General features: G+C 73.2%; 26 protein-coding genes. 19 read left to right on the top strand and 7 right to left on the bottom strand.

Annotation, left to right across the window (positions count from 1 at the left end):
• Window positions 1-71: 71 nt before the first annotated feature.
• The 3 genes from AC5L3C_RS12135 (at window position 72) to AC5L3C_RS12125 (ending at window position 3,770) form a co-directional block, all read left to right on the top strand.
• Window positions 72-1,658, top strand: a complete 1,587-nt coding sequence (locus AC5L3C_RS12135; protein ID WP_493649010.1) for an AICE element replication initiation protein — start codon at window positions 72-74, stop codon at window positions 1,656-1,658.
• Window positions 1,659-1,909: 251 nt separating this feature from the next.
• Window positions 1,910-2,149: a helix-turn-helix transcriptional regulator gene (locus AC5L3C_RS12130; RefSeq protein WP_493649009.1), complete on the top strand. Its 240-nt coding sequence runs from the start codon at window positions 1,910-1,912 to the stop codon at window positions 2,147-2,149.
• Window positions 2,150-2,537: 388 nt separating this feature from the next.
• The gene (locus AC5L3C_RS12125; protein ID WP_493649008.1) at window positions 2,538-3,770 is read left to right on the top strand and encodes a tyrosine-type recombinase/integrase; all 1,233 of its coding nucleotides are present in this window, start codon (window positions 2,538-2,540) and stop codon (window positions 3,768-3,770) included.
• A 40-nt stretch (window positions 3,771-3,810) separates the two neighbouring features.
• Here AC5L3C_RS12125 and hisN read toward each other — a convergent pair whose 3' ends face one another.
• Window positions 3,811-4,611: a histidinol-phosphatase gene (hisN, locus tag AC5L3C_RS12120; RefSeq protein ID WP_493649007.1), complete on the bottom strand. Its 801-nt coding sequence runs from the start codon at window positions 4,609-4,611 to the stop codon at window positions 3,811-3,813.
• 128 nt (window positions 4,612-4,739) lie between these two features.
• On the opposite strand from hisN, the gene AC5L3C_RS12115 reads away from it, so the two are divergent.
• Window positions 4,740-5,360: a TetR/AcrR family transcriptional regulator gene (locus AC5L3C_RS12115; RefSeq protein ID WP_493649006.1), complete on the top strand. Its 621-nt coding sequence runs from the start codon at window positions 4,740-4,742 to the stop codon at window positions 5,358-5,360.
• 7 nt (window positions 5,361-5,367) lie between these two features.
• On the opposite strand, the gene AC5L3C_RS12110 is transcribed toward AC5L3C_RS12115, so the two are convergent.
• The 4 genes from AC5L3C_RS12110 to AC5L3C_RS12095 all read right to left on the bottom strand — a co-directional run bounded on the left by AC5L3C_RS12110 (window position 5,368) and on the right by AC5L3C_RS12095 (window position 9,801).
• Window positions 5,368-5,691: a DMT family transporter gene (locus tag AC5L3C_RS12110; RefSeq protein WP_125504317.1), complete on the bottom strand. Its 324-nt coding sequence runs from the start codon at window positions 5,689-5,691 to the stop codon at window positions 5,368-5,370.
• A 109-nt stretch (window positions 5,692-5,800) separates the two neighbouring features.
• Window positions 5,801-6,811: a ribosome small subunit-dependent GTPase A gene (gene rsgA, locus AC5L3C_RS12105; protein ID WP_493649005.1), complete on the bottom strand. Its 1,011-nt coding sequence runs from the start codon at window positions 6,809-6,811 to the stop codon at window positions 5,801-5,803.
• Window positions 6,812-6,820: 9 nt separating this feature from the next.
• Entirely contained in the window at window positions 6,821-8,137 is a 1,317-nt protein-coding gene (gene aroA / locus AC5L3C_RS12100) for a 3-phosphoshikimate 1-carboxyvinyltransferase (RefSeq protein WP_493649004.1), read from the bottom strand.
• A 941-nt stretch (window positions 8,138-9,078) separates the two neighbouring features.
• A complete protein-coding gene (locus AC5L3C_RS12095) occupies window positions 9,079-9,801 on the bottom strand; it encodes a M50 family metallopeptidase (protein WP_493653836.1) in 723 nt (240 codons plus the stop codon).
• A 254-nt stretch (window positions 9,802-10,055) separates the two neighbouring features.
• On the opposite strand from AC5L3C_RS12095, the gene AC5L3C_RS12090 reads away from it, so the two are divergent.
• The 6 genes from AC5L3C_RS12090 (at window position 10,056) to AC5L3C_RS12065 (ending at window position 15,131) form a co-directional block, all read left to right on the top strand.
• A complete protein-coding gene (locus AC5L3C_RS12090) occupies window positions 10,056-10,808 on the top strand; it encodes a hypothetical protein (protein ID WP_493649003.1) in 753 nt (250 codons plus the stop codon).
• A gap of 5 nt (window positions 10,809-10,813) precedes the next feature.
• Window positions 10,814-11,890, top strand: a complete 1,077-nt coding sequence (locus AC5L3C_RS12085; protein WP_493653835.1) for a serine/threonine protein phosphatase — start codon at window positions 10,814-10,816, stop codon at window positions 11,888-11,890.
• Window positions 11,887-13,023: a protein kinase domain-containing protein gene (locus AC5L3C_RS12080; protein ID WP_493649002.1), complete on the top strand. Its 1,137-nt coding sequence runs from the start codon at window positions 11,887-11,889 to the stop codon at window positions 13,021-13,023. The genes AC5L3C_RS12085 and AC5L3C_RS12080 overlap by 4 nt, the downstream gene beginning before the upstream one ends.
• Window positions 13,020-13,730, top strand: a complete 711-nt coding sequence (locus AC5L3C_RS12075) for a vWA domain-containing protein (RefSeq protein ID WP_493649001.1) — start codon at window positions 13,020-13,022, stop codon at window positions 13,728-13,730. Before AC5L3C_RS12080 ends, AC5L3C_RS12075 begins: the two co-directional genes overlap by 4 nt.
• Window positions 13,727-14,182 carry a hypothetical protein gene (locus tag AC5L3C_RS12070; protein ID WP_493649000.1) on the top strand — a complete coding sequence of 152 codons (456 nt, stop codon included), beginning with the start codon at window positions 13,727-13,729 and terminating at the stop codon, window positions 14,180-14,182. Before AC5L3C_RS12075 ends, AC5L3C_RS12070 begins: the two co-directional genes overlap by 4 nt.
• 433 nt (window positions 14,183-14,615) lie before the next feature.
• A complete protein-coding gene (locus AC5L3C_RS12065) occupies window positions 14,616-15,131 on the top strand; it encodes a hypothetical protein (RefSeq protein WP_493648999.1) in 516 nt (171 codons plus the stop codon).
• A gap of 9 nt (window positions 15,132-15,140) precedes the next feature.
• Here the strand turns inward: AC5L3C_RS12065 and AC5L3C_RS12060 are convergent, their stop codons facing one another.
• Window positions 15,141-15,926 (bottom strand): polysaccharide lyase family 7 protein, encoded by a 786-nt coding sequence (locus tag AC5L3C_RS12060; protein WP_493648998.1) that lies wholly within the window; start codon window positions 15,924-15,926, stop codon window positions 15,141-15,143.
• 221 nt (window positions 15,927-16,147) lie between these two features.
• Here AC5L3C_RS12060 and AC5L3C_RS12055 point away from each other — a divergent pair, with 221 nt between their 5' ends.
• Window positions 16,148-18,073 carry a serine/threonine-protein kinase gene (locus tag AC5L3C_RS12055; RefSeq protein ID WP_493648997.1) on the top strand — a complete coding sequence of 642 codons (1,926 nt, stop codon included), beginning with the start codon at window positions 16,148-16,150 and terminating at the stop codon, window positions 18,071-18,073.
• Between the two features lie 52 nt (window positions 18,074-18,125).
• Here the strand turns inward: AC5L3C_RS12055 and AC5L3C_RS12050 are convergent, their stop codons facing one another.
• Window positions 18,126-18,914 carry an FHA domain-containing protein gene (locus AC5L3C_RS12050; protein WP_493648996.1) on the bottom strand — a complete coding sequence of 263 codons (789 nt, stop codon included), beginning with the start codon at window positions 18,912-18,914 and terminating at the stop codon, window positions 18,126-18,128.
• Between the two features lie 178 nt (window positions 18,915-19,092).
• Here AC5L3C_RS12050 and AC5L3C_RS12045 point away from each other — a divergent pair, with 178 nt between their 5' ends.
• The 8 genes from AC5L3C_RS12045 (at window position 19,093) to def (ending at window position 26,546) form a co-directional block, all read left to right on the top strand.
• Complete coding sequence (locus AC5L3C_RS12045; protein ID WP_493653833.1) at window positions 19,093-19,908, top strand: SOS response-associated peptidase; 816 nt, start codon at window positions 19,093-19,095, stop codon at window positions 19,906-19,908.
• A 1-nt stretch (window position 19,909) separates the two neighbouring features.
• Complete coding sequence (locus AC5L3C_RS12040) at window positions 19,910-20,659, top strand: alpha/beta hydrolase family protein (protein WP_493648995.1); 750 nt, start codon at window positions 19,910-19,912, stop codon at window positions 20,657-20,659.
• Between the two features lie 255 nt (window positions 20,660-20,914).
• Complete coding sequence (sigR, locus tag AC5L3C_RS12035) at window positions 20,915-21,601, top strand: RNA polymerase sigma factor SigR (RefSeq protein WP_493648994.1); 687 nt, start codon at window positions 20,915-20,917, stop codon at window positions 21,599-21,601.
• Complete coding sequence (gene rsrA / locus AC5L3C_RS12030; protein ID WP_493648993.1) at window positions 21,598-21,909, top strand: mycothiol system anti-sigma-R factor; 312 nt, start codon at window positions 21,598-21,600, stop codon at window positions 21,907-21,909. Before sigR ends, rsrA begins: the two co-directional genes overlap by 4 nt.
• Before the next feature lie 147 nt (window positions 21,910-22,056).
• Window positions 22,057-23,436: an HD-GYP domain-containing protein gene (locus tag AC5L3C_RS12025; RefSeq protein ID WP_493648992.1), complete on the top strand. Its 1,380-nt coding sequence runs from the start codon at window positions 22,057-22,059 to the stop codon at window positions 23,434-23,436.
• Window positions 23,433-24,680, top strand: coding sequence for an HD-GYP domain-containing protein (locus tag AC5L3C_RS12020; protein WP_493648991.1), 1,248 nt, complete (start codon window positions 23,433-23,435; stop codon window positions 24,678-24,680). Before AC5L3C_RS12025 ends, AC5L3C_RS12020 begins: the two co-directional genes overlap by 4 nt.
• 157 nt (window positions 24,681-24,837) lie before the next feature.
• Entirely contained in the window at window positions 24,838-25,818 is a 981-nt protein-coding gene (locus AC5L3C_RS12015; protein ID WP_125504297.1) for a tetratricopeptide repeat protein, read from the top strand.
• A 77-nt stretch (window positions 25,819-25,895) separates the two neighbouring features.
• A complete protein-coding gene (gene def / locus AC5L3C_RS12010) occupies window positions 25,896-26,546 on the top strand; it encodes a peptide deformylase (RefSeq protein ID WP_493648990.1) in 651 nt (216 codons plus the stop codon).
• The last annotated feature ends 26 nt before the right edge of the window (window positions 26,547-26,572 follow it).

Here is a 26,572-nt window from a genome sequence, read left to right as displayed (position 1 = left end):
CCCGACCCGTGAACGGCCGGGCGAGGCCGGTGAACGGATCGGCTAGCCCCGAGAACAGCGCGGACGGTGGGGTGAACACCGCGCGCGGGGACGTGTACACCCGTCGGCCGGGCGGCCGTGCAGGTGTACCCGAGGGTGTACAACGCGACGGCAAGCAGCCGCCGGCCGCCGCGCGGATCGTGGCCATGGCGCGCGAGGAGTACCGATTCGTCATGTCGACCGACGGCCGCCCCTACGCGGTCGCCCTGGACGGCCCCAACGTCGCCGTGCCGCTACGGGGCAAGGCCGGACTGCGGCAGCGTCTGGCCCGACGGTTCGCGGACGCCTACCCGGGTGAGGTGGCCTCACAGTCCGCGCTCGCGGACGCGATGACCGTGCTGGAAGGCATCGCGGAGGACAACGACCCGGTGCCGGTGAACCTGCGCGTCGGGCGGGCCCCGGACGGCGCGGTCGTGGTCGACCTCGGCAGGGCGGACGGCCGCGCGGTCGTGGTCTCGGGTCTCGGCTGGCAGGTTGTCGACCGCTCCCCGGTGCTCTTCCGCCGCTCCGGCGCCATGGCCCCGATGCCTGAGCCGGTGCTGGACGGCGACGGTCTGGCCAAGCTGCACGCGCTGCTGAACATGGACGAGTCCGCGTTCCGTCAACTGGTGGCGTGGCTGGTGGCGGCGTGGATTCCCGACATCCCGCACCCGGCCATCGTGTGCAAAGGAGAGCAGGGCACGGGCAAGTCCAAGGCCGCGCAGATGTTCATCAACCTCATCGACCCCTCCCCGGCCGCCAAACGCAGTCAGCCGCGGGACGAGAAGGCGTGGTCACGGCAGGCGTTCAGCTCATGGGCGCTGTGCCTGGACAACGTGAGCACGATCCCACCGTGGCTGTCGGACACCCTGTGCAAGGCGGTCACCGGGGACGGCGTGGTCGACCGCGCCCTGTACACCGACGATGACGTTGTGGTCCTCACCTTCAAACGGGTGCTGGCCATGACCACCATCGACGCGGGAGCTCTCGCCGGAGACCTGGCCGAACGGGTCCTGTTGCTGGACTTGCAGCTCATCGACTCCCACCGCCGCCGCTCCGAGGAAGAGCTGGATGCCACCTTCGAGGCGGTACGCCCGGCGGTGCTCGGGGCGCTGTTCGATGTGCTGGCGTGCGCGCTCGCGGTGCTCCCCGGCGTGCGGCTTCAGTCGATGCCGCGCATGGCCGACTTCGCCCGCGTGCTCGCGGCCGTCGACCAGACCCAGGGCTGGAACACCCTGGACGACTACCTCGCCACGTCGGCGAACGTCGCCACGGATGCGTTGGAAGGCGACCCGTTCGCCCTGGCCATCGCCGCTCTCGTCGACCAGTGCGGCACGTGGCGGGGCACGGCCGGGCAGTTGCTCGAAGCGCTGCCCGCGCCGGGCCCGGTGAGGCCGCCGAACTGGCCCAAGGACGCCACTCGCGCCGGGGGGCGGGTCAAGCGGCTGGCTCCGCTGCTGCGGTCCATCGGGATCACCGTGGATGACACGCAGCGTAGCCGGGACCGGACCCGTCACAAGCTACTGATCCTGTCCCGCGCACCCGACGACGACGCGTCAGCGTCCGCACCCGACCAAGGCTCACTCTGGCCGGACGTGGCGCCCATCGGACAGGGCAGAACGGGGCCTGACCAGACCTGACGTAGCCGGACCACCGCCGGGCCGGGCCGCACACCAGCGGCCCGGACACGTCGAAGACTGCGGACGCTACAGCCGTCCAGCGTCCGCAGCGTCCGCACCAGCGTCCGCACCACACACCCGCCCTGGCCTGCCCGGATACGGCCGTGCGGACGCTGGGACGCTGCGGACGCTGAAATACACCAACTCTCCAGGACGGCCACCCGGCACCACTCCCACGCACCGCCCGACGGACACGAGGAGTCACCACCGCCATGGCCACCCCCGAACCGACCGACCCCCGCGCGATCCTGCGCGGCGGCCTCCCGGACCGCTACCTCACCCCCGAAGACCTGGTCACCATGTTCAGCCTCCCGAGCGTCGAAACCCTCTACCAGTGGCGCCGCAAGCGCATCGGCCCGCCCGGCTTCCGCGTCGGCCGCTACCTGCGCTACGACCCCGCCGCCGTACGCACCTGGGTGACCGAACAGCGCGCCCTCGACGACGCAGCCTGACCCTCGGCCGACGGGGGAGGCACCCGCCGCCGGCCCAGGGAGGAAGGGAGAACTCCCTAACCACCTCCCTGGCCCGCCTCCCTCTATCTGATCAGCGCAGATGGCCTCTCAGGGAGGCAGGGAGGCACACCCCCCACACCCCCGGAAACGGCCCTCAGACGCCTTCCGGCACCCCCTGCCGCTGCCTCCCTGAACGGCCCGACCGGGCCAAAGCAGCGCCGCTAGACCTAGCACCCCGCCCCGCTAGGCCTAGCGGGGCCGCTAGCACCCCCGACACCCCTTGACCAGTCCGCTAGCGCCTAGCAGCCCTCACCAAGCACACCCGAAAACCGGCCGGACGAACCACACCAACCCCCCGGGCCGGTTACTAGAGAAGGGATCAGCCCTCATGGCTGGCCACATCCAAGACCGTTGGTACAAGACCGAAACCGCCGCCAGCGGCAAGACCGTCCGCGTCAAGACCGACCGGCACGGCACCGGCCTGCGCTACCGGGCCCGGTACATCGGCCCCGACGGCACCGAGAAGTCCAAGAGCTTCCCCGATGGACAGAAGCGCCTTGCCGAGAAGTGGCTGAGCGCCATCGAGGCGGACATGACGCGCGGGCAGTACATCGATCCGCGCGCCGGACGCCTCACCGTGCGGCAGCACGCCGAACGGTGGTTGGCGTCGCTCACCATGGACCCCGGCACCTACGTGAGCACCGAGCAGCGGATTCGCCTGCATGTCCTGCCGCACCTGGGTAGTCGCTCGCTCGACTCGCTGAGGCCGACGCACGTTCGTGAGTGGCTGCGGAAGCTCCACGACGGAGGAGTGGCCCCCGCCTACCAACGGGTCATCTTCGCGAACCTCAGCGCGATGCTCGCGGCGGCTGTGGACGACCGGTTGATCCCGCACAACCCGTGCCGTTCGTCGTCCGTGAAGGCGCCCAAGGTGGAGCCGCGGCGCGTCGTGCCTTGGAGGCCTGAGCGTGTGCTCGCCGTCCGGGCGGAGCTCCCGGAGCGATACCGGGCCACGGTGGATTTGGCCGGCGGGTGCGGCATGCGGCAAGGCGAAGTGTTCGGCCTGGCCGTTGAGGACGTGGACTTCGTCCAAGGAGTCGTTCACGTCGTCCGACAGGTGAAGCTCATCGCCGGACGACAGGTGTTCGCGTTGCCCAAGGGAGGCAAGACGCGCACGGTCCCGCTGCCCGAGAGCGTCATGTGGTCGCTCGAAGCGCACATCGAGAAGTACCCGCCCACGCCCGTGCCGCTGCCGTGGCGGTCGGTCGACGGCCCGCCGGTCGCGGTGCCCGTCCTCTTCCGCAACGCAGAGGGACGCGCGGTGAACCGCGTCGTCTTCAACCACAAGGCGTGGCGGCCCGCCCTTGACCGGGCGGGTATCCCGCGCGGCAGGGAGAACGGCATGCACGCGCTGAGGCACTTCTACGCGTCCGTACTCCTGGACGCGGGCGAGAGCATCAAGGCCCTGTCGGAGTACCTCGGTCACCACGATCCGGGGTTCACGCTGCGGACGTACACGCACTTGATGCCGAGCAGCGAGAAGCGGACGCGGGAGGCGGTGAACCGGGCCTTCGACGACGGCCCGGCCACCGATGACGGCCCCACGACGGCCCAGAGGTAGTAAGAAGGGAGGGAACGCGCAGGTCAAGCCGCTACTGGCGTCAGTAACGCTGGTTGAGATACCCCAGCAGCTCGTCGTGCAGCAGCCCGTTCGACGCCGCCGCGTTGCCGCTGTGCGGGCCCGGGCGGCCGTCGAGGCCCGTGAACGAGCCGCCGGCCTCCGTGACCACGATCGAGGGGGCCGCCATGTCCCAGAGCTCCAGCTCCGGCTCCGCGCACATGTCCACCGACCCCTCGGCGACCATCATGTACGGCCAGAAGTCGCCGTACGCGCGCGTGCGCCACACCTCGCGGGTGAGGTCGAGGAAACCGTCCAGCCGCCCCTGCTCCTCCCAGCCGCTGAGCGAGGAGTACGCGAAGGAGGCGTCGGCGAGCTTGGAGACCCGCGAGACCCGCAGCCGGGTGGCCGACGACAGGCTGCGGCCCGCGAAGGCCCCGTGCCCCTGCGCGGCCCACCAGCGCCGGCCCAGGGCGGGGGCGGAGACGACCCCCACCACCGGCTGGAAACCGCCCTCGCCGGCCTCCGTCAAGGAGATCAGCGTGGCCCACACCGGAACCCCGCGGACGTAGTTCTTGGTGCCGTCGATCGGGTCGATCACCCAGCGCCGGGGCCCCGTGCCCTCCACCCCGTACTCCTCGCCGTGGACGGCGTCCCGCGGCCGGGCCCGCTGGAGATGACCGCGGACGAGCTCCTCGGCGGCCTTGTCCGCCTCACTCACCGGCGTCATGTCCGGTTTCGTCTCCACCTTGAGGTCGAGGGCCTTGAACCGGTCCATCGTCGCGGCGTCGGCGGCGTCCGCGAGGACATGGGCCAGACGCAGGTCGTTGAGGTAGTCGGGCATGCAACGAACGGTATCCGCCGAGGTCGGTGCGGGGCTACCGGGGGCACCGCCCGAGACCCCTTGACAGTGCCCGACGGCGCGTCAAATCTGAACCGCAGGACCGGCCGCTCGCCCCGAGGGAGGCGAAGATGCCTGCAGCGCGGGAATCTCTGCTGGACGCCGCCTACACGGCACTGGCACGCCGGCCGTGGTCCGCGGTGCGGATGGTGGACGTGGCCGCCGCGGCCGGAGTCTCCCGGCAGACGCTGTACAACGAGTTCGGCAGCAAGGACGGACTCGCCCGCGCCCTCGTCCGCAGGGAGGCCGACGGCTACCTCGCCGGCGTCGACCGCGCCCTCACCGGCCACAGCGACCCGCGCGACCGGCTGACCGCCACCGCCGAGTGGACGGCCGCCAGCGCCCGCGACAACGCCCTGGTCCGCGCCATGCTCACCGGCTGCTGGAGCGAACGCCTGCCCATGCCGACCCTCGCGGCCGTGCCGTCCGGTTCCGTCGTGCCCGCGCAGCGCCGCGCCGACGGCCCGCTGCCCTCACCCACCGACTTCGTCGCCCTCGTCCGCGACCGCGCCGTCGCCGTCCTGGCCGGCCCCGGAGCGGTCAGGGGCGACACCGTCGAGCTCGCCCGCTCCTGCGAACTCGTGGTCCGCCTCGCCCTGTCCTGCGTCGCCGCACCACCGGCCGACAACGGCGTCGCCGACCTGGTGCGCGGCGCCCTGCACCGCCAGCCGGTCCCCTGGTGGGTCTCGTAGCGGGCGCCTAGTGCGCCGACCCCGAGAGCTGGAGACCGATCACCCCGACGATCACCAGGGTGATCGACACGATCTTCAGCGTCGAGACCAGGTCGCCCAGGAACACCATCCCGTAGATGGCCGTACCCGCCGCCCCGATGCCCGTCCACACCGCGTACGCCGGACCCACGTCCAGCTTCTTCAGCGCCAGCGTCAGCAGCCCGAAGCTGCCCAGCGCGAACGCGCAGAACGCGACGGTCGGCCACAGCCGGGTGAAGCCGTGCGACAGCTTCAGACACACGGCGAACCCGGTCTCGAGCAACCCGGCCACGATGACCAGCAGCCACGCCATGTGTCGTCCTCCCGCATTCCCCGCGTACGGTGACCGCTTCGCCCGCTTCGGGGCCGGCTCGGTGCGATTATGCACTTACCGCCCGGGCGCCACGACAAACACGCGAAGGTCAATCGCCTTCCGTGTGCTCCCGCGTCGCCAGCAGCCGGCGCAGCGAGTACAGCCGGGCCGGGTCCGCGTGGCCCTCGGCCACCCAGGCGTCCAGCGCGCAGTCCGGCTCGTCGTGACTGCACGCGCGGGGACAGCCCTCCGTGCCCGGCTCCAGATCGGGGAAGGCGTGGATGACCCGCGACGGATCGACATGGGCGAGCCCGAACGACCGTACGCCCGGGGTGTCGATCACCCAGCCCTCCGCGCCCGCCAGCGGCAGCGCCAGCGCGGAGGTCGTCGTGTGCCGCCCCCGCCCGGTCACCGCGTTGACCAGCCCGGTCGTACGCCGCCGCGCCTCGGGCACCAGCGCGTTCACCAGGGTCGTCTTGCCGACCCCGGAGTGCCCCACGAACGCCGTGATCCGGTCCTTCAGATGCTCGCGCACCCGGTCCGCCGCCTCGCCGCTCTCCAGATCCGCACGGCTGGTGACGACGTACGGGATGTCCAGGTCGCCGTAGAGCTCCAGCAGCTTGTCGGGCGGTGCGAGGTCCGACTTGGTCAGCACCAGCAGCGGTTCGAGCCCGCCGTCGAACGCCGCGACCAGACAGCGGTCGATCAGCCGCGGGCGGGGCTCGGGGTCGGCGAGGGCGGTGACGACGGCGAGCTGGTCGGCGTTGGCCACCACCACCCGCTCGTAGGGGTCGTCGTCATCGGCGGTACGGCGCAGCACCGAGGTGCGCGGTTCGATCCGCACGATCCGCGCGAGGGTGTCCTTCTTCCCCGACAGGTCGCCCACGATCGCCACCCGGTCACCGACCACCGCCGCCTTGCGGCCCAGCTCGCGGGCCTTCATCGCGATCACGGTGCGGTCCTCGACGAGGCAGGTCAGCCGGCCCCGGTCGACGGTGAGGACCATTCCCTCCGCGGCGTCCTCGTGCTTGGGCCGGATGTGGGTGCGCGGCCGGTTGCCCCTGCGGTTGGGGCGCGAGCGGATGTCGTCCTCGTCGGTGTGCTTGCCGTAGCGGCGCATGGCGGACCCCTATGCCCCGAGCATCCCGGTCCACAGGTCGGGGAAGTCCGGCAGCGTCTTCGCCGTGGTCGCCACGTTCTCGATCTGCACGCCCTCGACCGCCAGGCCGATGACCGCGCCCGCGGTGGCCATGCGGTGGTCCTCGTAGGTGTGGAAGACCCCGCCGTGCAGCCGGCGCGGGCGGATGTGCAGACCGTCGGCGGTCTCCGTGACGTCACCGCCGAGCTCGTTGATCTCCTTGGTGAGCGCGGCCAGGCGGTCGGTCTCGTGCAGCCGCAGATGCGCCACGCCCCGCAGCGTCGACGGCGAGTCGGCGAGCGCCGCGACGGCCGCGATGCCCGGCGTCAGCTCGCCGACCTCGCCGAGGTCCACGTCGATGCCGTGGACCGAACCGGAGCCGGTGAGGACGAGCCCGGACTCGGTCAGCTCGCAGGAGCCGCCCATCTCGGTGAAGATCTCCCGCAGCCGGTCGCCGGGCTGGGTGGTGCGGGCGGGCCAGTCCGGGATCACGACCTTGCCGCCGGTCACCAGGGCGGCCGCCAGGAACGGCTGGGCGTTGGACAGGTCCGGCTCGATCGTCAGGTCCCGGCCCAGCAGGGCGCCCGGGGTGACCCGCCAGACGTTGGGCTCGCCGCCCGACTCCGGGGTGTCGACCTGGGCGCCCACCGCGCGGAGCATGTCGACGGTCATCCGGATGTGCGGCATCGAGGGCAGTGTCGCGCCGGTGTGCCGGACCTCCACGCCCTGGTTGAAGCGGGGCGCGGAGAGCAGCAGCGCGCTGACGAACTGCGACGAGGAGGACGCGTCCACCTCCACCGTGCCGCCGTCCAGGGCGCCGCCGCCGTGCACCGTCATCGGCAGCGCGCCGCGGTCGTCGTCGTCGATGCGGGCGCCCAGGTGACGCAGCGCGTCGATGACTCCGTTCAGGGGACGCTCGTACGAACGCGGGTCGCCGTCGAACCGGATGGGGCCGTCGGCCAGCGTCGCGACCGGGGGCAGGAACCGCATCACCGTGCCGGCGTTGCCGACGTCGACGGTGGCCGGGCCGCGCAGGCCCGTGGGGAGCACCCGCCAGGCCTCGCCGGTGCCGTCGGGGCCCACGCCCTCCTCGATCTCGATGCCCATGGCGCGCAGGGCGCCCGCCATCAGCAGGGTGTCGCGGGACCGCAGCGGGCGGCGCAGCCAGCCCGGCTCGGAGGCGAGGGCGGCGAGCACGAGGGCGCGGTTGGTGACCGACTTGGACCCGGGCACGTGGACCGTCGCGTCGACGGCTCCGCTCGCGTGCGGGGCGGGCCAGAGGGCGGTGTGTGCGGGGTTTGGGGCCATGAGGCCCACTTTATAAGGAGCCCGCAGGACAGGCCGTCCTTCGGGTACGCCCGAACTCCGGCCCACCGCGCCACACCCGCGCAGCCTGCCCCCGGCGACGTGCGGCACCACACCCGGCGGCCACCACCTCCGCGGCTCACGGGGCGGTACCGGGTCGCTGCCGTCCCGGCGACTGGTGGGGCGGTGGCCGGGGGGTCGCCGTCGGGCCGGCTCGAGGACCGCGCCGGGCGGATACTGCGCCGGGCGGCCACTGCGCCGGCGGGGCGGTCGCCGTCCCGGCGGCTCGTCACGCGGTACCGGGCGGCTGCCGTCCCGGCGACTGGTGGGGCGGTGGCCGGGGGGTCGCCGTCGGGCCGGCTCGAGGACCGCGCCGGGCGGATACTGCGCCGGGCGGCCACTGCGCCGGCGGCTCGGGGTCCGGGCGGGCGGCTGCCGTCCCGGCGGCTCGTCACGCGGTACCGGGCGGCTGCCGTCCCGGCGGCTCGTGGGGCGGTGCCGAGTGGCTGCCGTCCCGGCGGCTCGTGGCGCCGCACCCGGCGGCCACCGCCCTGGTGGCCGCCGCCCTCCTGGCCGCCGTGCACCCGCTGACCTCTGCCGTCACGGGCCCGGACCCGCCGCCCCCGGCCCTGGACGGCCGGCCCCGCGACACCCTCACTCCCGGGGGCGTGCCCCGCGCGTCGGCCTGGCCGCAGCGCGCCCGCGCCTCATGCCGGCCGTCCGGACGCGGGACTCGCGTGGGGCCCGTGCGCCTTCGAAAGGCGCCGGGCGGCTGCCGTCTCGCCAGCTTGTGACGAGGTGCCAGATGGCTGCCGTCCCGGCGGCTCGGGGGCCGTGCCGGGCGGTCGCCGTCCCGGCGGCTCGTCACGCGGCACCGCGCGGCCGGCGCACCCCGCGGGCTGGTCGCGCCGTGTCCGGTGGTCACCGGCCCCGCGGCGCGGCGGTCACCAGCCCAGGAGCCACCTGCCGCCGCCCAGCAGCGCGCACAGTGAGACCGCGTGGAACAGGAACAGCCACAGGCCCGCCGGGACGTGCGTCAGGCGCGACAACTGGTCCGCGTCCGAGTCGCCCGCGCCGCCGCGCGCCCGCTTGGCCTGGAGTTCGAAGGCCGGGCGCACCCCGCCCAGCAGCAGGAACCACACCACGGCGTACGCGAACGCCGCCTGCACCTGGGGGCCGGCCAGCCAGGACACCAGGACGAACGTGCCGCCCGTGACCACCACCGTCACCGCGCCGTAGGCATTGCGGATCATCACCAGCATCGCCAGGAGCAGCGCCGTGGCCAGCCACAGCAGCAGCGTGAGGCGCCCGGCGCCGAGCAGCGCGGCGCCGCCGAGGCCCAGCAGCGGGGGCGCGGTGTAGCCGGAGGCGGCGGTGAGGATCATGCCGATGCCGTCCGGCTTGCCCCGGCTGACGGTCAGGCCGCTGGTGTCCGAGTGCAGGCGTATCCCCGTCAGGGTGCGGCCGGTGAGCAGGGCCACCAGTCCGTGCCCGCCCTCGTGGGCGATGGTGATGGCGTTGCGGGAGATCCGCCACGGCCCGCGCGGTACGACGACGGCGGCCGCGGCGACCAGTGTGGCGACCACCACCCACATATCGGGGTCGGGCTGGGTGCCGGAGACCTCGTCCCAGAGCGAGCCGAGCGACGCGGAGGCGGTGCTGACCATGCTTTCCATGCGTTTCGGATCGCTCCCTCTGGGCGTACGGGGTCCAGCAGTGTTGCACGAATGTGCGGTTGGTTTCTCAGACGCCCGCGGAGCGGCGATCGTTCCTGAACGGTGAACGGGCACGCCCGCGGCCGGTGCCCGCGACGGCCTCGGGAGGGGTCCCGGCGGGCCGCTGGTACCCAAGGGACAGCCCGCCCGCGAGGCCCGCGGCGCCGGGCGAGCGGTGACCCGTACCGAGAGGGGGACCGAGGCCGATGACGCACCCGGTGACGTACGACCCCGTGGTCGACGGCCGCCCGCTGCCACCGGTCCCGCCGTCGAGCCCCGTGCGCGTGCCACGGGACAGGGCGCTGGTGCTGGTGCCGGACGCCGGGCCGATGCGCACGGTCCGCGCGGGCGAGCAGGTGCCCGACGGCTGGTTCGGGCCGGACCGGATGATGTTCCTGGTGGACACCGCCGAGCACCGGCTCGTGCTCGACCTGCGGCTGTCCGGCCGGGACGGCGCCACCCGGTTCCGCTGCCGGGCCGAGCTGATGTGCCGGGTCACCGACCCCGCCGCGGTGGTGGCGCGGGGCATCCGCGACATGGGCGCCGCCTGGCACGGCCCCCTGGACGCACGGCTGCGGAACGCGGCGCGGGGATACGGCGCCGGAGAGTCCCGCGAGGCCGAACGGGCGCTGAACGCCGCGCTGCGCGACGTCACCGGGGACGCGGCCGTCCGGCTGCGCGGCGCCCGCGCCGAACTGCTCGGCCACGACGGGGCGTCCCGTGCTCCGGGCCGCAGCCGGGTACGGGGGACCCGGCCGCGCCCCGGAACAGCGACTGCGGCCGACGGTACGGAGGTACTGCTGGGGGAGGTGGTGGCGCGGAAGGAGGAGCCGCTGCCGCCGAAGCCTTCCCGGCCGCCCGACGTGCCGTCGGCCGCGCCCGCCCCGGAGCGCCGTGCCAGCAGGGTCCGCGGCACCGGGACCGCGGGCGACGGACGACGCGGTGGGGGGAGGCGGTGAACGACATGCCGGCCCCGGCGGGCCCCGCCGTCCGTCCGCGGCAGGACACCCCGCCCCGGCCGGGCCATCTGACCTGGTCGGCCGCGGACGGCGGGCTCCAGACCCTCGCGGTGTGGACGGAGCGCCGCCCCGGCCACGGGGAGGACGCCGAACCGCTCGCCGCCCACCACCGGCCCACCGGCAGCGGACTGCTGGCCGTCTTCGACGGTTCCGGCGGCTCCGGAGCCGCCCCCGGCTGGCGCGCGCCCGACGGCACGACGTACACCAGCGCCTGGACCGGCGCCCGGATCGCCCGGCTGGCCGCGGAGTGCTGGTTCCAGCACGCCGTCGCGCCCGAGGAGAACGCGTCCGGCGGGAACGGACCGGGCAGCGCGGGCAGCCCCGAGCGGCTGAAGCACTGGCTGCGGACGATGCTGGACGCCGCCCCCACGATCGCCCGGAGCAAGATCACCGGTTCCATGCGCCGCATCCTGCCCACGACCCTGGCCGCGATCCGGTACGAGACGGCCGCCGGAGGCGTGCGCTGGGAAGCCGTCTGGGCCGGCGACTCCCGGTCGTACGCCCTGCTGCCCGGCAGCGGGCTGCACGCGCTCACCCGCGACGACACGCACGAGGACGACGCCCTCGCCCAGCTCCGGCAGGACCCGCCGATGACCAACGTCGTCTGCGCCGACCGCGAGTTCACCCTCTCCGCCCACCGCGGCGAGTTCGGCGCGCCCTGCGTCCTGCTCACCGCCACCGACGGCTTCTTCGGCTACGTCCACACGCCCGCGCAGTTCGAGTGGGTCCTGCTCGACACGCTCGCGCACGCCGGCGACGTGGCCGACTGGGCCGAGCGGCTGCGCCGGGCGATCCAGCCGGCCACCGGCGACGACGCGTCGCTCTCCCTGGCGGCGCTGGGCTTCGAAGACTTCGGCCGGCTGCGTGCCGCCTTCGCCGGCCGGCGCGCCGACCTCGCACGGGGCGAGTACCTGGACGTTCCGCCGGACGACGACCAGGAGGCGATGCGCGGCTGGCAGGACCGGACATGGCAGGCCTATCGGGACGCGTACGAGACATTCATGCCGGGGGTGCGGGAGTGAAGCCGGGCGACGTGATCGGCGGGTACCGGGTCGTCAGCGAGCCGACCAACGCCGACGGCGGCAAATGCATGTGGGCCTTCGCCGAGAAGGACGGCAAGGAGTACTTCCTCAAGCGGTTCCTGGAACCCAAGCGCCCCCGCGAGGGCTCCGCCGGCAGCGCGGCCGGCCGGCGCATCAGGCTGGAGACGTGCCGGGAGTTCGAGGATCGGCACCGCGGCATCATGGAGCTGCTGCGGCCCGACGCGAGCGGCGCGGGCAACCTGGTGCTCGCCACCGACTTCTTCCACGCGGGCAGCACCTACTACAAGGTGACCGAGCGCATCGACACCGCCGGTCTGGACAGCCCCCACACCCTCCCAGCGAAACAGCGGACGGTGCTGCTCAGGACGCTGGCGACCAGCCTGCGGCTGCTGCACGACATCGACGTGGTGCACGGCGACCTGAAACCGGCCAACGTCCTCGTCCAGAAGCGCGAAGGGGCCGCGTTCCACACGGCGAAGCTCATCGACTTCGACGACTCCTACCTCTCCGGCAGCCCGCCGGCCCGGGAGGACATCGCGGGCGACTCCCTGTACGGCGCGCCGGAGTGGCGGCGCTATGTGCAGGGCGACGAGTCCGTGGCGAGCGCGGATCTGACGACGGCCGTGGACATGTTCGCGCTGGGCCTGATGACGCACCTCTACCTCACCGGCACGCTGCCCGCGCACGCCGACCGATTCGGATCACCGGCGGACGCGGTGAACGCGGGGGAGCCGCTGGTCGCCGACGAGCGGCTGGACACCGCCACACAGGCGCTGATCGGGGCCGCGACCGCCGCCGACCCGAAGAGCCGCCCCACCGTCGCCGACTTCCTGACGGCGCTGAAGGACCCCGGGGCGTGCACCCTCCACGACACACCGCAGCCCCGCCCGGTGACCACGGCGGCGAAGGACGGGCCCACCCGCCCGGCAGCCGCCAGGAGCCGGGTCCGGGTCAATCCGCCGGACCGGTCAGGGCCCCCGCCGGACCGCTCGGCCCACCGGCCGCCGGCCGACGGCGACGTGCCGAGGACGTCCAGGGTCCGGATCAACCTCGGCCCCCGCCGGGCCGGCCCTCCCGACGACCGTCCCACCCGTAACCGAGGAGACGCATGAGCACGGACATCGAGAAGTACCAGGGCAATCTGCGGTACGCCGTCGACATCGTGATGTGCATCGACGCCACGGGCAGCATGCATCCCGTACTCGACGCCGTGAAGAGCAGCTCGCTCCAGTTCCACCAGCGGCTGAACGAGGTGATGGGCAGGAAGAGCAAGGAGATCAGCCAGCTCCGGCTGAAGGTGATCGCCTTCCGCGACTTCGGCGACGACCCCTCCGACGCCATCGAGCAGACGGACTTCCTGCGCCTGCCCCAGCAGGTGGCGGAGTTCGAACGGTTCGTCACCGGCCTCGATGCGGGCGGCGGCGGGGACATCCCCGAGTCCGGCCTGGAGGCTCTGGCCCTGGCGATCAACTCCCCCTGGGAGAAGGGCCTGGACCGGCGGCGCCACGTCATCGTCATGTTCACCGACGCGCCCGCGCACCCCCTCGGCACGGTGGGCGCCGGAGCGCAGACCTATCCGCGCAACATCCCCCGCACCATGGACGACCTCTTCGAGCAGTGGGGATACGCCCGGAGCCAGACCGCGGTGATGGAGCAGTCGGCGAAGCGGCTGGTCCTCTTCGCGCCCGAGGAGGAGCCGTGGAAGGAGACCATCGGCGAGGAATGGGATCTCACCCTGCACTTCCCCTCCAGGGCCGGGGAGGGTCTGGAGGAGTTCGAGATGGACGAGATCATCGAGACGATCGCGAACAGTCTGTGACTCCCTGGCTCCACGGCACGGGCGCCCGCATCGACTTCGACGGACCGTGGCTGGTGTTCTCCTGGTGGCGCCGCCGCAGCGAACCCGTGTCCGCGCACGGCGGCCGGCTGTACCTGCCGCCCGAGTGGTGCGTCTCGGTGCGGGGCCGGCTGTCCGCCGGCGACGGCGGCCTGCGGCTGGCCTTCCGGTTCCGGCCGGGCAGCGTGACGCGCGGCGGCGACGTGGTGGCCGAGATCGTCGTCGACGCGGACCGGGCGGCGGCGGCCTGGCGGTCCGCCGAGTGGTTCGCGCGGGAGTACCGCGTGGCGGACCTCTCCGCCTCCTGGCAGGACACCGAGCCGGCCGCCGCCGAACGGGAGGAGGCCCGGGACTGGCTCAGCGCCCCCGTCCCGCCGACGACACAGGCCCTCTTCCGCTCGGTCATGGCCCGCCTGACCGCCGCGGACGTGTGAGCAGCGGGGAGGCAGGGTGACCGGGCCGACGTGGCAGTGCGCGGACTGCGACACGTACAACGGCGCCGGGGCGACGGTGTGCGCCGTCTGCGACACACCACGGGGTGCGTCCGAACCGCCGTCGGCGAAGAAAGCCCCGGCCAAGAAAGCCCCGGCGAAGAAGACGGCGGCGAAGAAACCGGCCGCCGCAAGGAAGAGCACCGCCGCGAAGGAGACGGTCACTGCCAGGAAGGCACCGGCCACCGGAGCGCCCGTCACGGCTGACAGGAGGCCGCCGTCCGGGTCCCGGGCCGGCGTGACCGCATACCCGAGCGTGCCGGGAAGGGAATGGCGGTGCGCCGTGTGCGGGAACCACGTGGTCGGGGAGGTCCGGTGCTTTGTCTGCGGTGCGATCGGGCCGCCGAGCGCCATGCGGACCCGGTCCAGGGGCCTCGTGGATCCGTACACCGGGCGGCCTGTCCGGGAGCCGACCCGCGGGGAGATCCTCACGGCGTGCGGCTGTCTGCTGTTCCTCCTGGCCGCCGTGGTCACCCTCGTCGTCCTGCTGATCGCCAACTGGTCGTCCGTCACCTCGTTCGTGACGGGCTCCGACTCCCCGGAACCCGCCCCGACGCCGACCTGGGGCGGCCCCTGCCCGAAGCAACTCACGGAGAAGATCTCCGAGGGGGCCGGGGCGACGCTCGTCGCCGCCTACAGCCGGGAGGACCTGGAGGAGCGCTACGCCTTCTGCCGGACGAAGACGGGCAAGGTCTACTACTTCTTCAAACAGAAGCACGGCAAGCCGTACGACAACGCCACGGAGGTGAAGGCGTCGGACGGCGGCTATGTGGTCGACTTCTACCCGCAGAAGACCAGTTACCACTTCCGCGACAGCGAGCTGAAGGCCTACGACGAGGACGGCAAGGAGATCTGGAACGGCGACCTGGTCCCCGAGGAGACCGTCGAGTGAGGCCGGCCGTCAGGAGTGCGTGACCTCGATACGCGATATGCGGACCTCGCCGTGGTTGCCGTCGTCGCACGGCTCGGAGTTGCCGCAGTTGGCCTGCGTGTAGGCGCCCGCCTTGAAGTAGTTGGTGTCGCCCTCGTGACGGATCGTCGTCTCGAGCCGGCCGTTGTGGTACACGTCGATCTCCCCGTCCTCCGCCACGAACCGGGCCTCGAACTCCGTGCCCAGCACGTAGTCGTCGGTGACCAGGTGGTGATGACGCTCGTCGCCCTCGGTGACGTACAGGCTGCTGCCCTCGAGGCGGAAGACGGTGACGTCGTCGTCCCCGCCGTGCACCTGGGCGCCGACCAGGTACGGCCGTTCCTCGGGCAGGGTCATGAAGGCCTCCCTGACCACCAGGGTGTGGGTGCCCTCCGTGGTGGACCAGGCGGCCTCGTCCGTTCCGCCGTCGGTCATCTCCCGCAGTTCGGCCCGCGGATAGCTGGAGCCGCCCGTCGTCACACCGTTGACGGCGGCCCGGAACCGGACCGCCTCGCAGCCCGGTTCCACCCGGAACCACGGCGCGGCGGAGAAGGATGCCAGCTCGGGCTGGGTGATCTCCGTCGGGTCCTCCTCCTCGCCCGTGGGCAGCGTCAGCTTCCAGTCGCTCAGGTCGAGCACCTCGGACGGATACCTGCAGTGCGCGGCGGCCGCCCGCCCGTCCGCGGCCGGTGCGGCGGCCTGGGCGGACAGTGTGAACACGGCGGTCGAGACGGCGGCGGTGACGCCCGCCAGTACGACGGTCCGGGTGCGCGGCATGACGGCTCTCCTCCTGGCGGCGGTGGGGTCGGCGCGTACCGTAGGCGCCGCCGCTGGGACCGGTCCCGGCAGTCCCCTCGCCGTCCGCGCCGCCGGAGATGCGTGCGACTGATGAAGGCTCTGGGTAGAGCCTGCACACAGTCCGCAGGCCGCAGTAGGTTCGTCCCTGAACGCGGCCCTGTGCCGTGTACGTTCCGGACCCGACCGAGGGGGGAAGATCCGTGCGTTCGGGGGAGCTGTTCGCCGACCGCTATGTCCTGAAGGAGGTCATCGGCGCGGGGCGCGGCGGCGACGTGTGGCTGGCGCATGACACGGTGGTGGGCCAGGACGTCGCGTTGAAACCGGAGCGGACGGACGGCTCCGACGAGGCCGCGGTGCGGCGGCTGCTGGGCGAACCGCGCGCCATGGCCAAGTTCCGGGACCACCCCCACGTGGTGACGCTCTACGACGTGGTGACCGCGGAGCAGGACGGTCCCGGGCCGCGGACGTACTGGTTCGTCATGGAGTACGTGCCCGGCGGGGGCCTGGACCGGCATCCGACGGTCTCTCCCGAGCGGGCGGCCCGCATCGGCGCCCAGCTCGCCGGCGCGCTGAGTGCCCTGCACGAGGCGGGGATCGTCCACTGTGACGTCAAACCCGCGAACGTCGGGCTCACCCGGCAGGGGGACGCGAAATTACTGGACTTCGGCGCCGCCCACCGGGTCGGCGGCAGCGAGACGATCACGGTCAGCGGCCCGTTCAGCTTCACCCCGGACTACGCGGCTCCCGAACTGGCCCGGGGCAACGTGCCCCGGCCGGCCTCCGACGTGTTCTGCCTCGGCGCCACGCTGCACGCGCTGGTCACCGGAGCGCCGCCACGTGGTGACGCGGTCGAGGACGACTCCCCCGCCCCGGGACAGGACGGCGGGGAGGCCGAGCGGCTCAGGTACTGGAAGGCCGAGCAGGGCGTCGTGGAGCTGGACGCCGACGCCCTGGGACCGCTGCGCCCCGTGCTCGCCGCCATGCTCCACCGCGACCCGCGGCAGCGCCCGGACGACGCCGAGACCAAACGGCTGCTGGAGGAGGTCGCCGGAACCCGTCCCGCCCGCGGTCCGTTCGCCACCGGCACCGTCCCCGGACTGCGGCGGCGGCGCCGGCCGCTGATCGCCGCCGCGCTCGGCGTCGGGGCCGTGCTGGCCGCCGGCCTCGTCGTCCTCCCCGGCCACGGCGACGACGGGAAGCCGGCCGGTTCCCCGGCCGGCCGGAGCCGGCCCGACGAGAACGACTCGGACGGGGAACGGCGGGCCCTCATCGGCGATCCCCGCACGGCCGACGTGTGCGCCCTGACCGACCCGGCCGCCCTCGACCAGTTCGGCGACGGCGACGTGCACGTGGATGTCGACTACGGCAACTTCGACCGCTGCGACGTGCTCGTCGGCATCGACGACGAGACGCGGATCGACGTCTCGGTCCGCCTGCGGAGCGGCCCGGCGCCCGAGGGTTCGGAACCCTCCCGCACGATCGGCGGGATCGGCATCCGCCGGGAGCAGGCGGAGAGCGACGAGTGCAAGCTGCTGCTCACCTCCGGCCGCGACCCCGGGGACGCGCTGGTGCAGGTCCGCGTCAACATGGGCAAGGGCACCGTGGTCGGCGGCACCGCCACCCTGTGCACGGTCGCCCATGAGGCGGCCGGCAGCGCGGCGGAGGTCCTCGACGCCGGGCCCGTCCCGCGCCGCTCGCCCGGCTATCCGCGCGCCTCGCTGGCCTGGGCGGACGCCTGCGCCCTCCTCGACGCCGAGGCGCTGTCCGCCGTGCCGGGCCTCAAGTCCGATGTGCCGGATGCGGGCATCGCGAACTGGAGCTGCGAGTGGTCCAGCGACGTCGACGATCTGGACGCGGAGGTGGGCTTCCACCGCGACCAGCCCAAGTCCGCCGTGAACGGGGCCACGACCGTCATGCTCAGCGGCTACCGCACCGTCGTCGAACCGGACGACGACGGCGATTCCTGCTCCGCGTTCGTCGAGTACCGCAGATACAGCGGCCAGGGCGGCAAGACCGCGGCCGAGATGGTGCGGCTGGACGTCGCCGGGCGCAAGCCCATGGCCCAGCTCTGCGCGACGGCTGAGGAGCTGGCCGGCTCCGCGGCCGCCGGGCTCCGCGCACGGTGACGCTGCGGGCCGTGACGCTCAGGGCGCCGTGACGCTCCGGGCGCCGTGACGCTCAGGGCGCGGAGTCCGGCCAGCCGGCGTCGTCCTCCATCAGGTCCAGGTCCGGTGGCACCAGCGTGGTCGACTCCACCAGCCCCTTGATCAGGTTGTGCAGCAGACTGTTGTCGGCGGGCCGGCCCTGCGACTTGTCGTGCAGCAACGGGTACCGGAAACCCGTGTGGTGCAGCCGCCGGCGCACCGCCTCGACCCGGTGCTCGATCCTGCGCTCGGTCCAGTTGCCGTCCGGACACAGATAGGCGAGCTGCTTGGCGGCCACGGCGTACGACAGGGGGCGCGGCTCCTCCTCGTACAGCAGATAGCGCTGGCCGAGGACGACCAGCAGCAGCCGCTCGTCGTCGTCCAGCGCCCAGGTCTCCGGCCGGACCGTCTCCGCCCGCCGCCGCGACACCGGGCCCTGGTCGTCGTGGCCGGCCACATACAGTTCGACCAGGTGCTCCCGGTAGCCCGAGCCCTTCACGAACAGCGGGGTGTAGCCGGTGTCGAGCGGGACCGGATCGGTGCTCAGATGCAGCATCCGGCCCCGGGGCAGCCGGACGAGCTGCTGCCCGGTGTTGCGCAGCCACCACATCCCCCGCCGGTACGTCAGCTCGCCGTGCCGCCGGCTCACCCGCAGGTCGTCCACGCCGACCCCGAGGTCCACGTCCGGTTCCTCGCCGCGCCCGAAGCGGACCGTGAGCCCCTGGCGGGGCGGTGCGCTGAGCTCGCCGGTGACCGTACGGGCGTGCAGGGTTCCCGGCGCGGCGGACGCGACACCGCGCGCGAGGCTGGCGGAGAGGGGCATCGCTGGTCTCCTCGGTCCGGGGCTGCGTACGACTGACCAGTGTCCGCGGCCGGCGCGGGACCCCTCCCCGGCACGGCCGCGCGCGGGACGCTCCCCCCGGAACCGACGTCCCTCGGACCGCCCGCGCCGCTTTCCGTAGGGTATGAGCATCGCTTCACCGGTGCGGACGGGGATGGACATGTGCGGACGGTACGCGGCGAGTCGCAGGCCCGAGGACCTCGCCGGAATCTTCGAGATCGAGAAGTGGGAGCCCGAGGAGACCCTGGAGCCCGACTACAACGTGGCGCCGACCAAGGAGGTCTACGCCGTACTCGACCGTGCCCTGAAGGACACGCAGGACCCGCGCCCGGTCCGCCAGCTGCGGAAGCTGAAGTGGGGACTGGTCCCCTCGTGGTCCAAGACCCCCGAGGGCGGCGCCCGGATGATCAACGCCCGCGCGGAGACCGTGCACGAGAAGCCGTCCTACCGCCGCGCCTTCTCCTCCCGTCGCTGCATCCTCCCCGCCGACGGCTACTACGAATGGGTCACCGGCAAACAGGAGCGCGAGCTGGAGACCGAGGGGAAGAAGAAGCGGCCCCGCAAGCAGCCCTACTTCGTGACGCCTGCCGACGGCTCGGTCTTCGCCATGGCCGGGCTGTACGAGTTCTGGCGGGACCGGACGCTGCCCGACGACCACCCGGGGGCCTGGTGGGTGACGTGCTCGGTCATCACCACCGAGGCGGAGACCGACCCGCTCGCCGTGGCGCCCGCGGAGGGCCCGCACGCCCTCGCCGAGATCCACCCGCGGATGCCGCTGATGCTGACGCCGGACCGCTGGGACGCCTGGCTGGACCCGTCCCGCACCGACCCCGGCGAGCTGCGCGAGCTGCTCGCCCCGCCGCCCCCCGGCCTGATGCGCGCCTACCCGGTCACCACGGCCGTCAGCAATGTCCGCAACAACGGGCCGGAGCTGCTGAAGGAGCTGGCCGCGCCGGAAGAGGGCACACTCTTCTGACGTGACCCCCGACACGACAGAAACCCCCGGCTCGACCGGCTCGACCGGCACGACCGGCACGACCGGCACGACCGGCACGACCGGCACGACCGGCACGACCGGCACGACCGGCACGACCGGCACGGCACAGACCGTCGAGACCGACGCCGGCCCCGCCCGCGTCACCTGGCACCGCGCCCCGCCCCCCGCCCGCCTCGTCCTCGCGCTGAGCCACGGCGCCGGCGGCGGCATCGGGGCCCGGGACCTCCAGGCGCTCGCCGCCGAGCTGCCCGCGCACGGCGTGACCGTCGCCCTCGTGGAACAGCCCTGGCGGGTGGCCGGCAAGAAGGTCGCCCCCGCGCCGAAGACCCTGGACACCGGCTGGCGGGGTGTCTGGCCCGCGCTGACCGGTCCGGGCCTGCCGGTGATCGCGGGCGGGCGCAGCGCCGGCGCCCGGGTGGCCTGCCGCACCGCCCGGGAACTCGGCGCCCACGCGGTGCTCGCCCTCAGCTTCCCCCTGCATCCGCCCGGGAGGCCGGAGAAGTCCCGGGCGGACGAACTGCTGGGCGCCGGGGTGCCCACGCTCGTCGTCCAGGGCGGCAACGACCCCTTCGGCAGGCCCGCGGAGTTCCCCGAGGGGACCTACGAGCTGGTCGAGGTGCCCCACGGCGATCACGGCCTCGCCGTGCCCAAACGGGCAGGCCTCACGCAGGAGGAGGCCGTGACGGTCGTCACGGACGCGGTCGTGCGCTGGACCGGCACGCTCGGCTGAGGCGCCGGGAATGCCCGGGCGGCCCGCGCTGTTGGGACGGACGTATATGCCGGTCGACGGCATGCCGCCGTAGGAGAGGAAGTCCACCGCATGGGTTCCACGTTCTGCCCGAGCCGAAGTGCCCGCGCCGACCTGGACTGGTCGGTGTTGCACGCGGCCAAGACGGCCCCTATTCGGGCGGCGGGCGGACCGGATCGTCGTCTATCCTCCGATTCGAGTGAGACCGGTTTCGGCCTCACGACGACGTTGGAGGAGGTGGGTCCGGTTCCCGGTACCGACGCAGGGACCGAACACGGCCAGGCGGGGCAGCCCGAGGGCAGGGGCAGCACGGGCGCGGAGACGACCGCGGAGCGCAGCGCGCGCTTCGAGCGGGACGCGCTCGAGTTCCTCGACCAGATGTACTCGGCGGCGCTGCGCATGACGCGCAACCCGGCCGACGCCGAGGACCTGGTGCAGGAGACCTACGCCAAGGCGTACGCGTCCTTCCACCAGTTCCGCGAAGGCACCAACCTCAAGGCGTGGCTGTACCGGATCCTCACCAACACCTTCATCAACTCGTACCGCAAGAAGCAGCGCGAACCCCAGCGCAGCGCGGCCGAGGAGATCGAGGACTGGCAGCTCGCCCGCGCCGAGTCGCACATGTCCACGGGTCTGCGCTCCGCGGAGTCGCAGGCGCTGGACCACCTGCCCGACTCGGACGTCAAGGAAGCGTTGCAGGCGATCCCCGAGGAGTTCCGCATCGCGGTGTATCTCGCCGATGTCGAGGGCTTTGCCTACAAGGAGATCGCCGACATCATGGGGACACCCATCGGTACGGTGATGTCCCGGCTGCACCGGGGCCGACGTCAGCTGCGCGGCATGCTCGAGGACTACGCGCGCGAGCGCGGTCTGGTCCCGGCCGGTGTCGGAGAGTCGAACGAAGCGAAAGGCTCGGGGTCATGAGCTGCGGAGAGCCGCACGAGACGGATTGCAGCGAAATCCTCGATCATCTCTACGAGTTCCTCGATCGTGAGATGCCGAATGCGGACCGTGTGAAGTTCGAGCACCACTTCGAGGAATGCTCGCCGTGCCTGGAGAAGTACGGGCTCGAGCAGGCGGTGAAGAAGCTCGTCAAGCGCTGTTGCGGACATGACGACGTGCCGGGCGACCTGCGCTCCAAGGTCATGGGCCGGATCGATCTGATCCGCTCCGGCCAGACCGTGCCCGACCAGGACGTCACGGCCTCGCCGGCCACACCCCAGGAGCCCTGACACCTCGCCGGTTTCCCCGGCCTCGTGTCACTCGTACGTGCTAATCCGCGGGTTATCGGCCTGTGGAGGCACCCGCCTCCGGCCTAGGCTCCAGATCCTGGCAGACGGCGGACCGGGTGCCGTGGGCACGGTCGGGGGTGGGGGCTCATGGAGGCGTTACCGGCGCGGACCAAGCTGTATGTCGCCGGTGTCACCCTGCCGGCCCTGCTCTGTCTGGTCCCGCCGCCGGTCCTCACCGCGCCGGAGGCCCTCGCGGACGTCCGCGTCTCCTGGTGGCCGGTCGCCCTGCTGGCGGCGCTGTACGCCGGATGCGAGCGCCTCGCCCGGTCGCGCCTCGTCGCCGCCCCGCACCCGGGCGGCACCTTCCACCCCGTGCTGCTCGCCGGGGCCTTCCTGCTGCCGCCGTACGCCGCCGCGCTGGTCGCGCTGCCCGGGGCGCTGCTGCTGCCCGTGGAGCAACGGCCGCACGCGGCGCGCAGGCTCTGGCGGGCCGCCCAGCTGGTGCTCGCCGTGTGGGCGGCGAGCCGCGTCCACGCGGCGGCCGGGGGGAAGACCACGGTGGCCGACTGCGAGGTACCGGGCGCGCTGGCGGCGGCCGGGGCCGCGGTCCTGGCGTTCTGCCTGGTGCTCACCCTGCTCGACGGCGGCATCCCGGCCACGGCGTCCGGCGGGCCACCGCGCGGGCGCCCGACGGCGGGCCCCGCCGCGTGGTGGCGGCAGTTCCTCAGATCGCTGGTGCCGCTCACCGTGCACGGCCTCGCCGGGCTCATGATGGCGCTGCTGTGGCGCAGCGACTACGGCCCCACGGCGGCGCTGCCGGTGCTGCTGCCGATGGGCGTCTCGTGGTGGGCGTTCGCCCAGTACCACCGGGAGCGGGCCGCCCACCAGGCCACGATCCGCGCGCTCGTGCAGGCCGTCGACATCAAGGACGGCTACACGCGCGGACACAGCGAGCGCGTCGGACGCGCCTCGATGATGATCGCGCGGGAACTCGGCCTGGACGACGAACGGGTCGAGGTGCTGCGCTTCGCCGGCATCCTGCACGACGTCGGCAAGCTCGGCGTCCCCACCCGGCTGCTCACCAAGAACGGCCCGCTGACCCCCGAGGAACGCCGGGTGATCGAACTGCACCCCGAGTACGGGCACGAGATGGTGCGGGGGATCTCCTTCCTCGGCGAGGCCCGCGCGGCGGTGCTGCACCACCACGAGCGGCTGGACGGCTCGGGCTACCCCTACGGGCTGGCGGGCGGTCAGATCCCCGAGCCCGCGCGGGTGGTCGCGGTCGCCGACGCCTTCGACGCGATGACCTCCAACCGCACCTACAGCAGGGCCCGGCCCGTGCCCGCGGCGCTCGAGGAGCTCCGCCGGTGCGCCGGCACCCACTTCGACCCGCGGATGGTCGGCGCGCTGTCCCGGGCCATCGCCCGGTCCGGCTGGCACCCGGCGGTGACCGCCGCCGACGACCGCTCCACCGCCCTGCCGGGGCCCGCCGCACCGGTGACCGACCGGTCCGGGGCCCGGCGGTGAGGCCGCGGCTGCACACCGTCGTGCACCTCTGCGCCGCCGTCCTCGCGGCGGGGTCCCTCGGCAGCACCCTCTACCACGGCGTCGAGGAACGGGGCGCCGCCCTGGCCTTCGGGGTGCTCGTCACGGTCGGCGAGCTCACCCGGCGCAACGGGATCCGGATCCGCGAGGCCGCGCCGCTGGCCGCCGCGGGCTCCCTGTCGTACGCGCTGCTCGCCGAGACCGCGGGGCGGCCCACCCACCACGGCGCCGCCCAGGTCGTCACCGTGGTGCTCGCCGCGTCCCTGCTCGGCAGCGTGCCGCACGTGGGGCGCGGCGACGGGCCCGCCCTCGACCCGGCCGCCCGACGGGTGCTCACCGTCGGCTTCGTCGCCCTGTGCTTCCAGCCGCTGTACACCCGGGGCGCCTTCGACGACTGGGGCGGCTCCGCCCACGCCCTGCTGCTGCTCGCCCTGCTGTCCCTCACCGCGCTGTGCGACGCCGTGCTCGCCGCCGCGCTGGCCCACTCCCGCACCGGCTGGCCCTTCCCGCCGCTGCTGCGCGACGAGCTGCGGGCCGTTCCCGGCATCGGCGCCGCCGTCATCGCCACCGGTGCCGTGATGGCGCTCGGGGTCGCCGTCGTGGGCCTGTGGGCGCTGCCCGTGTTCTCCGTGCCCCTGCTGCTGGCCCAGCTGTCCTACCGGCGGTACGCGGCCGTCCGCGCCACCTACCGGCAGACCATCGCGTCCCTCGCGCGGGCCACCGAGATCGCCGGGTACACCCCCGCCGGTCACGCCCGCCGGGTCGCCTCGCTCAGCCAGGCGGTGGGCCGGGACCTCGGGCTGACCGAGCCCGAGCTGACCGTGCTGGAGTACGCGGCGCTGATGCACGACATCGGCCAGCTCAGCCTCGTCGACCCGGTCCCCGCGGGGGCCACCGCCGGACTGCCGGTCTCCGAGCAGCGGCGGATCGCGCTGCTCGGCGGCGCCGTGGTGCGGCAGACGGGGGTCGACCCCCGGGTGGCCGGGATCGTCGAACGCCAGGCCGACCCGCACCATGAGCAACCGCTCGCCGCGCGGATCGTCCGGGTGGTGAACGCGTACGAGGAGAAGTCCAGGGAAGGAGGTCCCGGCGGGCCGCTGACCGCGCTGGAGGAACTGCGGCTCGGTACCGCCGGGGAGTATGCGCCGGAGGTCGTCGAGGCGCTGGCCCGGGTGCTGTCACGGAACACGGAGGGGGCGCGTGCATACGGAGAGCGGACGTGGTGAGAGCCTCGCGCGGGGCTGTCTGACCCCCTGCGAGGCTGGGTAACCCATGGGTAATGAGCGTCCTTGTGGCCGTACGTGGTTGGATGCGAAGGAGAGGGTGTCCGGGGGCGCGGACCGACACAGCCGGCCCACCGAACGGAACTGGCAGGCGGGAATCGTGAGGATCTTCGGCAAGGGACGGCACCGGCCCTCCGCCTCCTGGCGGCAGGCCACGGATCGCGCGTTCACGCTCATCGGCGACGGCCGGTACGAGGACGCGGGAGCGCTGCTGACACGTGCCGCCGATCTGGAACCCTGGCTCTCGGAGTCCTGGTTCAATCTGGCGCTGCTGCACAAGTTCCGGCACGACTGGGAGCAGGCGCGTTCGGCGGGCCTGCGCGCCGTGGCGCTGCTCGACCGCGACACCGGGGCGCCCGACTGGTGGAACGTCGGCATCGCCGCCACCGCGTTGCAGGACTGGCCGCTGGCCCGGCGGGCCTGGCAGGCCTACGGGCTGAAGGTGCCGGGACCTGCCACCGACTCCGGCGAGCCCCTCGGCATGGACCTGGGCAGCGCGGCCGTGCGGCTGTCCCCGGAAGGGGAGGCGGAGGTCGTGTGGGGCCGGCGCCTGGACCCCGCCCGGATCGAGGTGCTGTCCATTCCGCTGCCGTCCTCCGGGCGCCGCTGGGGCGAGGTCGTCCTGCATGACGGCGTGCCGCACGGCGAGCGCAGCACCGCCGCCGGGCACACCTACCCGGTGTTCGACGAGATCGAGCTGTGGGCGCCGTCGCCGGTGCCGACCTGGGTGGTGCTGCTGGAGGCCGCGTCCGAGACCGACCGGGACGCGCTGGAACAGCTGGCCTCCGACGCCGGTTTCGCCGCCGAGGACTGGTCGTCGTCCGTGCGGCTGCTGTGCCGGATGTGCTCGGAGTCCCGGATGCCGTCCGACGAGGGCGAGGGCGAGCACCTGGACCCGCACGACCACAGCGAGCCGGGGCACCCCGGGCCCCTCGGCCACCGTACGGACGGGCAGTTGTGGGTGCCGGAGCGCGAGTGCGGGATCGCCGCGCCGGCGTCGCTGGTACGGGGGTTGCTGGACGGGTGGGTCGCGGACAGCCCGGAGTCCAGGGATTGGCGGGATCTCGAAGAGGTCTGTTAGGGCAGGCGTGCAGACAGCTGCCCGTACCCTGTATCAGCATCACAACCCCCGTTTTTCAAGGAAGGCACACCTCGGTCATGGCTCAGCAGGACACCGATCAGCAGTACGCGGGCGTGCTCCCCGTCGACGACGAGGGGTACGTCATCGACACGGAGGACTGCGAGGAGCGCGAGGCGGCCTGGCGCGAGCGCGGCACCTCACGGCCGATCACGGTGGTCGGAAACCCGGTGCTGCACAGGGAGTGCAAGGACGTCACGGACTTCGGCGAGGAACTCCAGCAGCTGGTCGCCGACATGTTCGCCAGCCAGCGCACGGCCGAGGGCGTGGGCCTGGCCGCCAACCAGATCGGCGTCGACCTGAAGGTCTTCGTCTACGACTGCCCGGACGACGAGGGCGCGCGCCACGTCGGCGTGATCTGCAACCCGAAGCTGGTCGAACTGCCCGCCGAACAGCGCCGGCTGGACGACGGCAGTGAGGGCTGTCTGTCGGTGCCGACCGCGTACGCGCCGCTGGCCCGCCCCGACTACGCCGAGGTGACCGGGCAGGACGAGAAGGGCAACCCCGTCCGGGTGCGCGGCACCGGCTACTTCGCGCGGTGTTTGCAGCACGAGACCGACCACCTCTACGGCTACCTGTACATCGACCGGCTGTCCAAGCGCGAACGCAAGGCGGCGCTGCGGCAGATGGCCGAGAACGAGCCGCGCTACCCCGTGGTCGCCAACGACTGACGCGGCGTGCGGAGCCCCTCCGCCGC

The sequence above is a fragment of the Streptomyces speibonae genome (assembly GCF_984686075.1).
Note: the sequence above shows the minus strand (reverse complement) of the source record. Positions and strands in the feature narration are given on the sequence as shown.

Bases quoted from the DNA above. Each gene is read 5' to 3' on its own strand.
- AC5L3C_RS12130 (WP_493649009.1), top strand. From the start codon at position 1,910: ATGGCCACCCCCGAACCGACCGACCCCCGCGCGATCCTGCGCGGCGGC.
- AC5L3C_RS12125 (WP_493649008.1), top strand. From the start codon at position 2,538: ATGGCTGGCCACATCCAAGACCGTTGGTACAAGACCGAAACCGCCGCC.
- hisN (WP_493649007.1), bottom strand. From the start codon at position 4,611: ATGCCCGACTACCTCAACGACCTGCGTCTGGCCCATGTCCTCGCGGAC.
- AC5L3C_RS12115 (WP_493649006.1), top strand. From the start codon at position 4,740: ATGCCTGCAGCGCGGGAATCTCTGCTGGACGCCGCCTACACGGCACTG.
- AC5L3C_RS12110 (WP_125504317.1), bottom strand. From the start codon at position 5,691: ATGGCGTGGCTGCTGGTCATCGTGGCCGGGTTGCTCGAGACCGGGTTC.
- rsgA (WP_493649005.1), bottom strand. From the start codon at position 6,811: ATGCGCCGCTACGGCAAGCACACCGACGAGGACGACATCCGCTCGCGC.
- aroA (WP_493649004.1), bottom strand. From the start codon at position 8,137: ATGGCCCCAAACCCCGCACACACCGCCCTCTGGCCCGCCCCGCACGCG.
- AC5L3C_RS12095 (WP_493653836.1), bottom strand. From the start codon at position 9,801: ATGGTCAGCACCGCCTCCGCGTCGCTCGGCTCGCTCTGGGACGAGGTC.
- AC5L3C_RS12090 (WP_493649003.1), top strand. From the start codon at position 10,056: ATGACGCACCCGGTGACGTACGACCCCGTGGTCGACGGCCGCCCGCTG.
- AC5L3C_RS12085 (WP_493653835.1), top strand. From the start codon at position 10,814: ATGCCGGCCCCGGCGGGCCCCGCCGTCCGTCCGCGGCAGGACACCCCG.
- AC5L3C_RS12075 (WP_493649001.1), top strand. From the start codon at position 13,020: ATGAGCACGGACATCGAGAAGTACCAGGGCAATCTGCGGTACGCCGTC.
- AC5L3C_RS12060 (WP_493648998.1), bottom strand. From the start codon at position 15,926: ATGCCGCGCACCCGGACCGTCGTACTGGCGGGCGTCACCGCCGCCGTC.
- AC5L3C_RS12050 (WP_493648996.1), bottom strand. From the start codon at position 18,914: ATGCCCCTCTCCGCCAGCCTCGCGCGCGGTGTCGCGTCCGCCGCGCCG.
- AC5L3C_RS12045 (WP_493653833.1), top strand. From the start codon at position 19,093: ATGTGCGGACGGTACGCGGCGAGTCGCAGGCCCGAGGACCTCGCCGGA.
- rsrA (WP_493648993.1), top strand. From the start codon at position 21,598: ATGAGCTGCGGAGAGCCGCACGAGACGGATTGCAGCGAAATCCTCGAT.
- AC5L3C_RS12025 (WP_493648992.1), top strand. From the start codon at position 22,057: ATGGAGGCGTTACCGGCGCGGACCAAGCTGTATGTCGCCGGTGTCACC.
- def (WP_493648990.1), top strand. From the start codon at position 25,896: ATGGCTCAGCAGGACACCGATCAGCAGTACGCGGGCGTGCTCCCCGTC.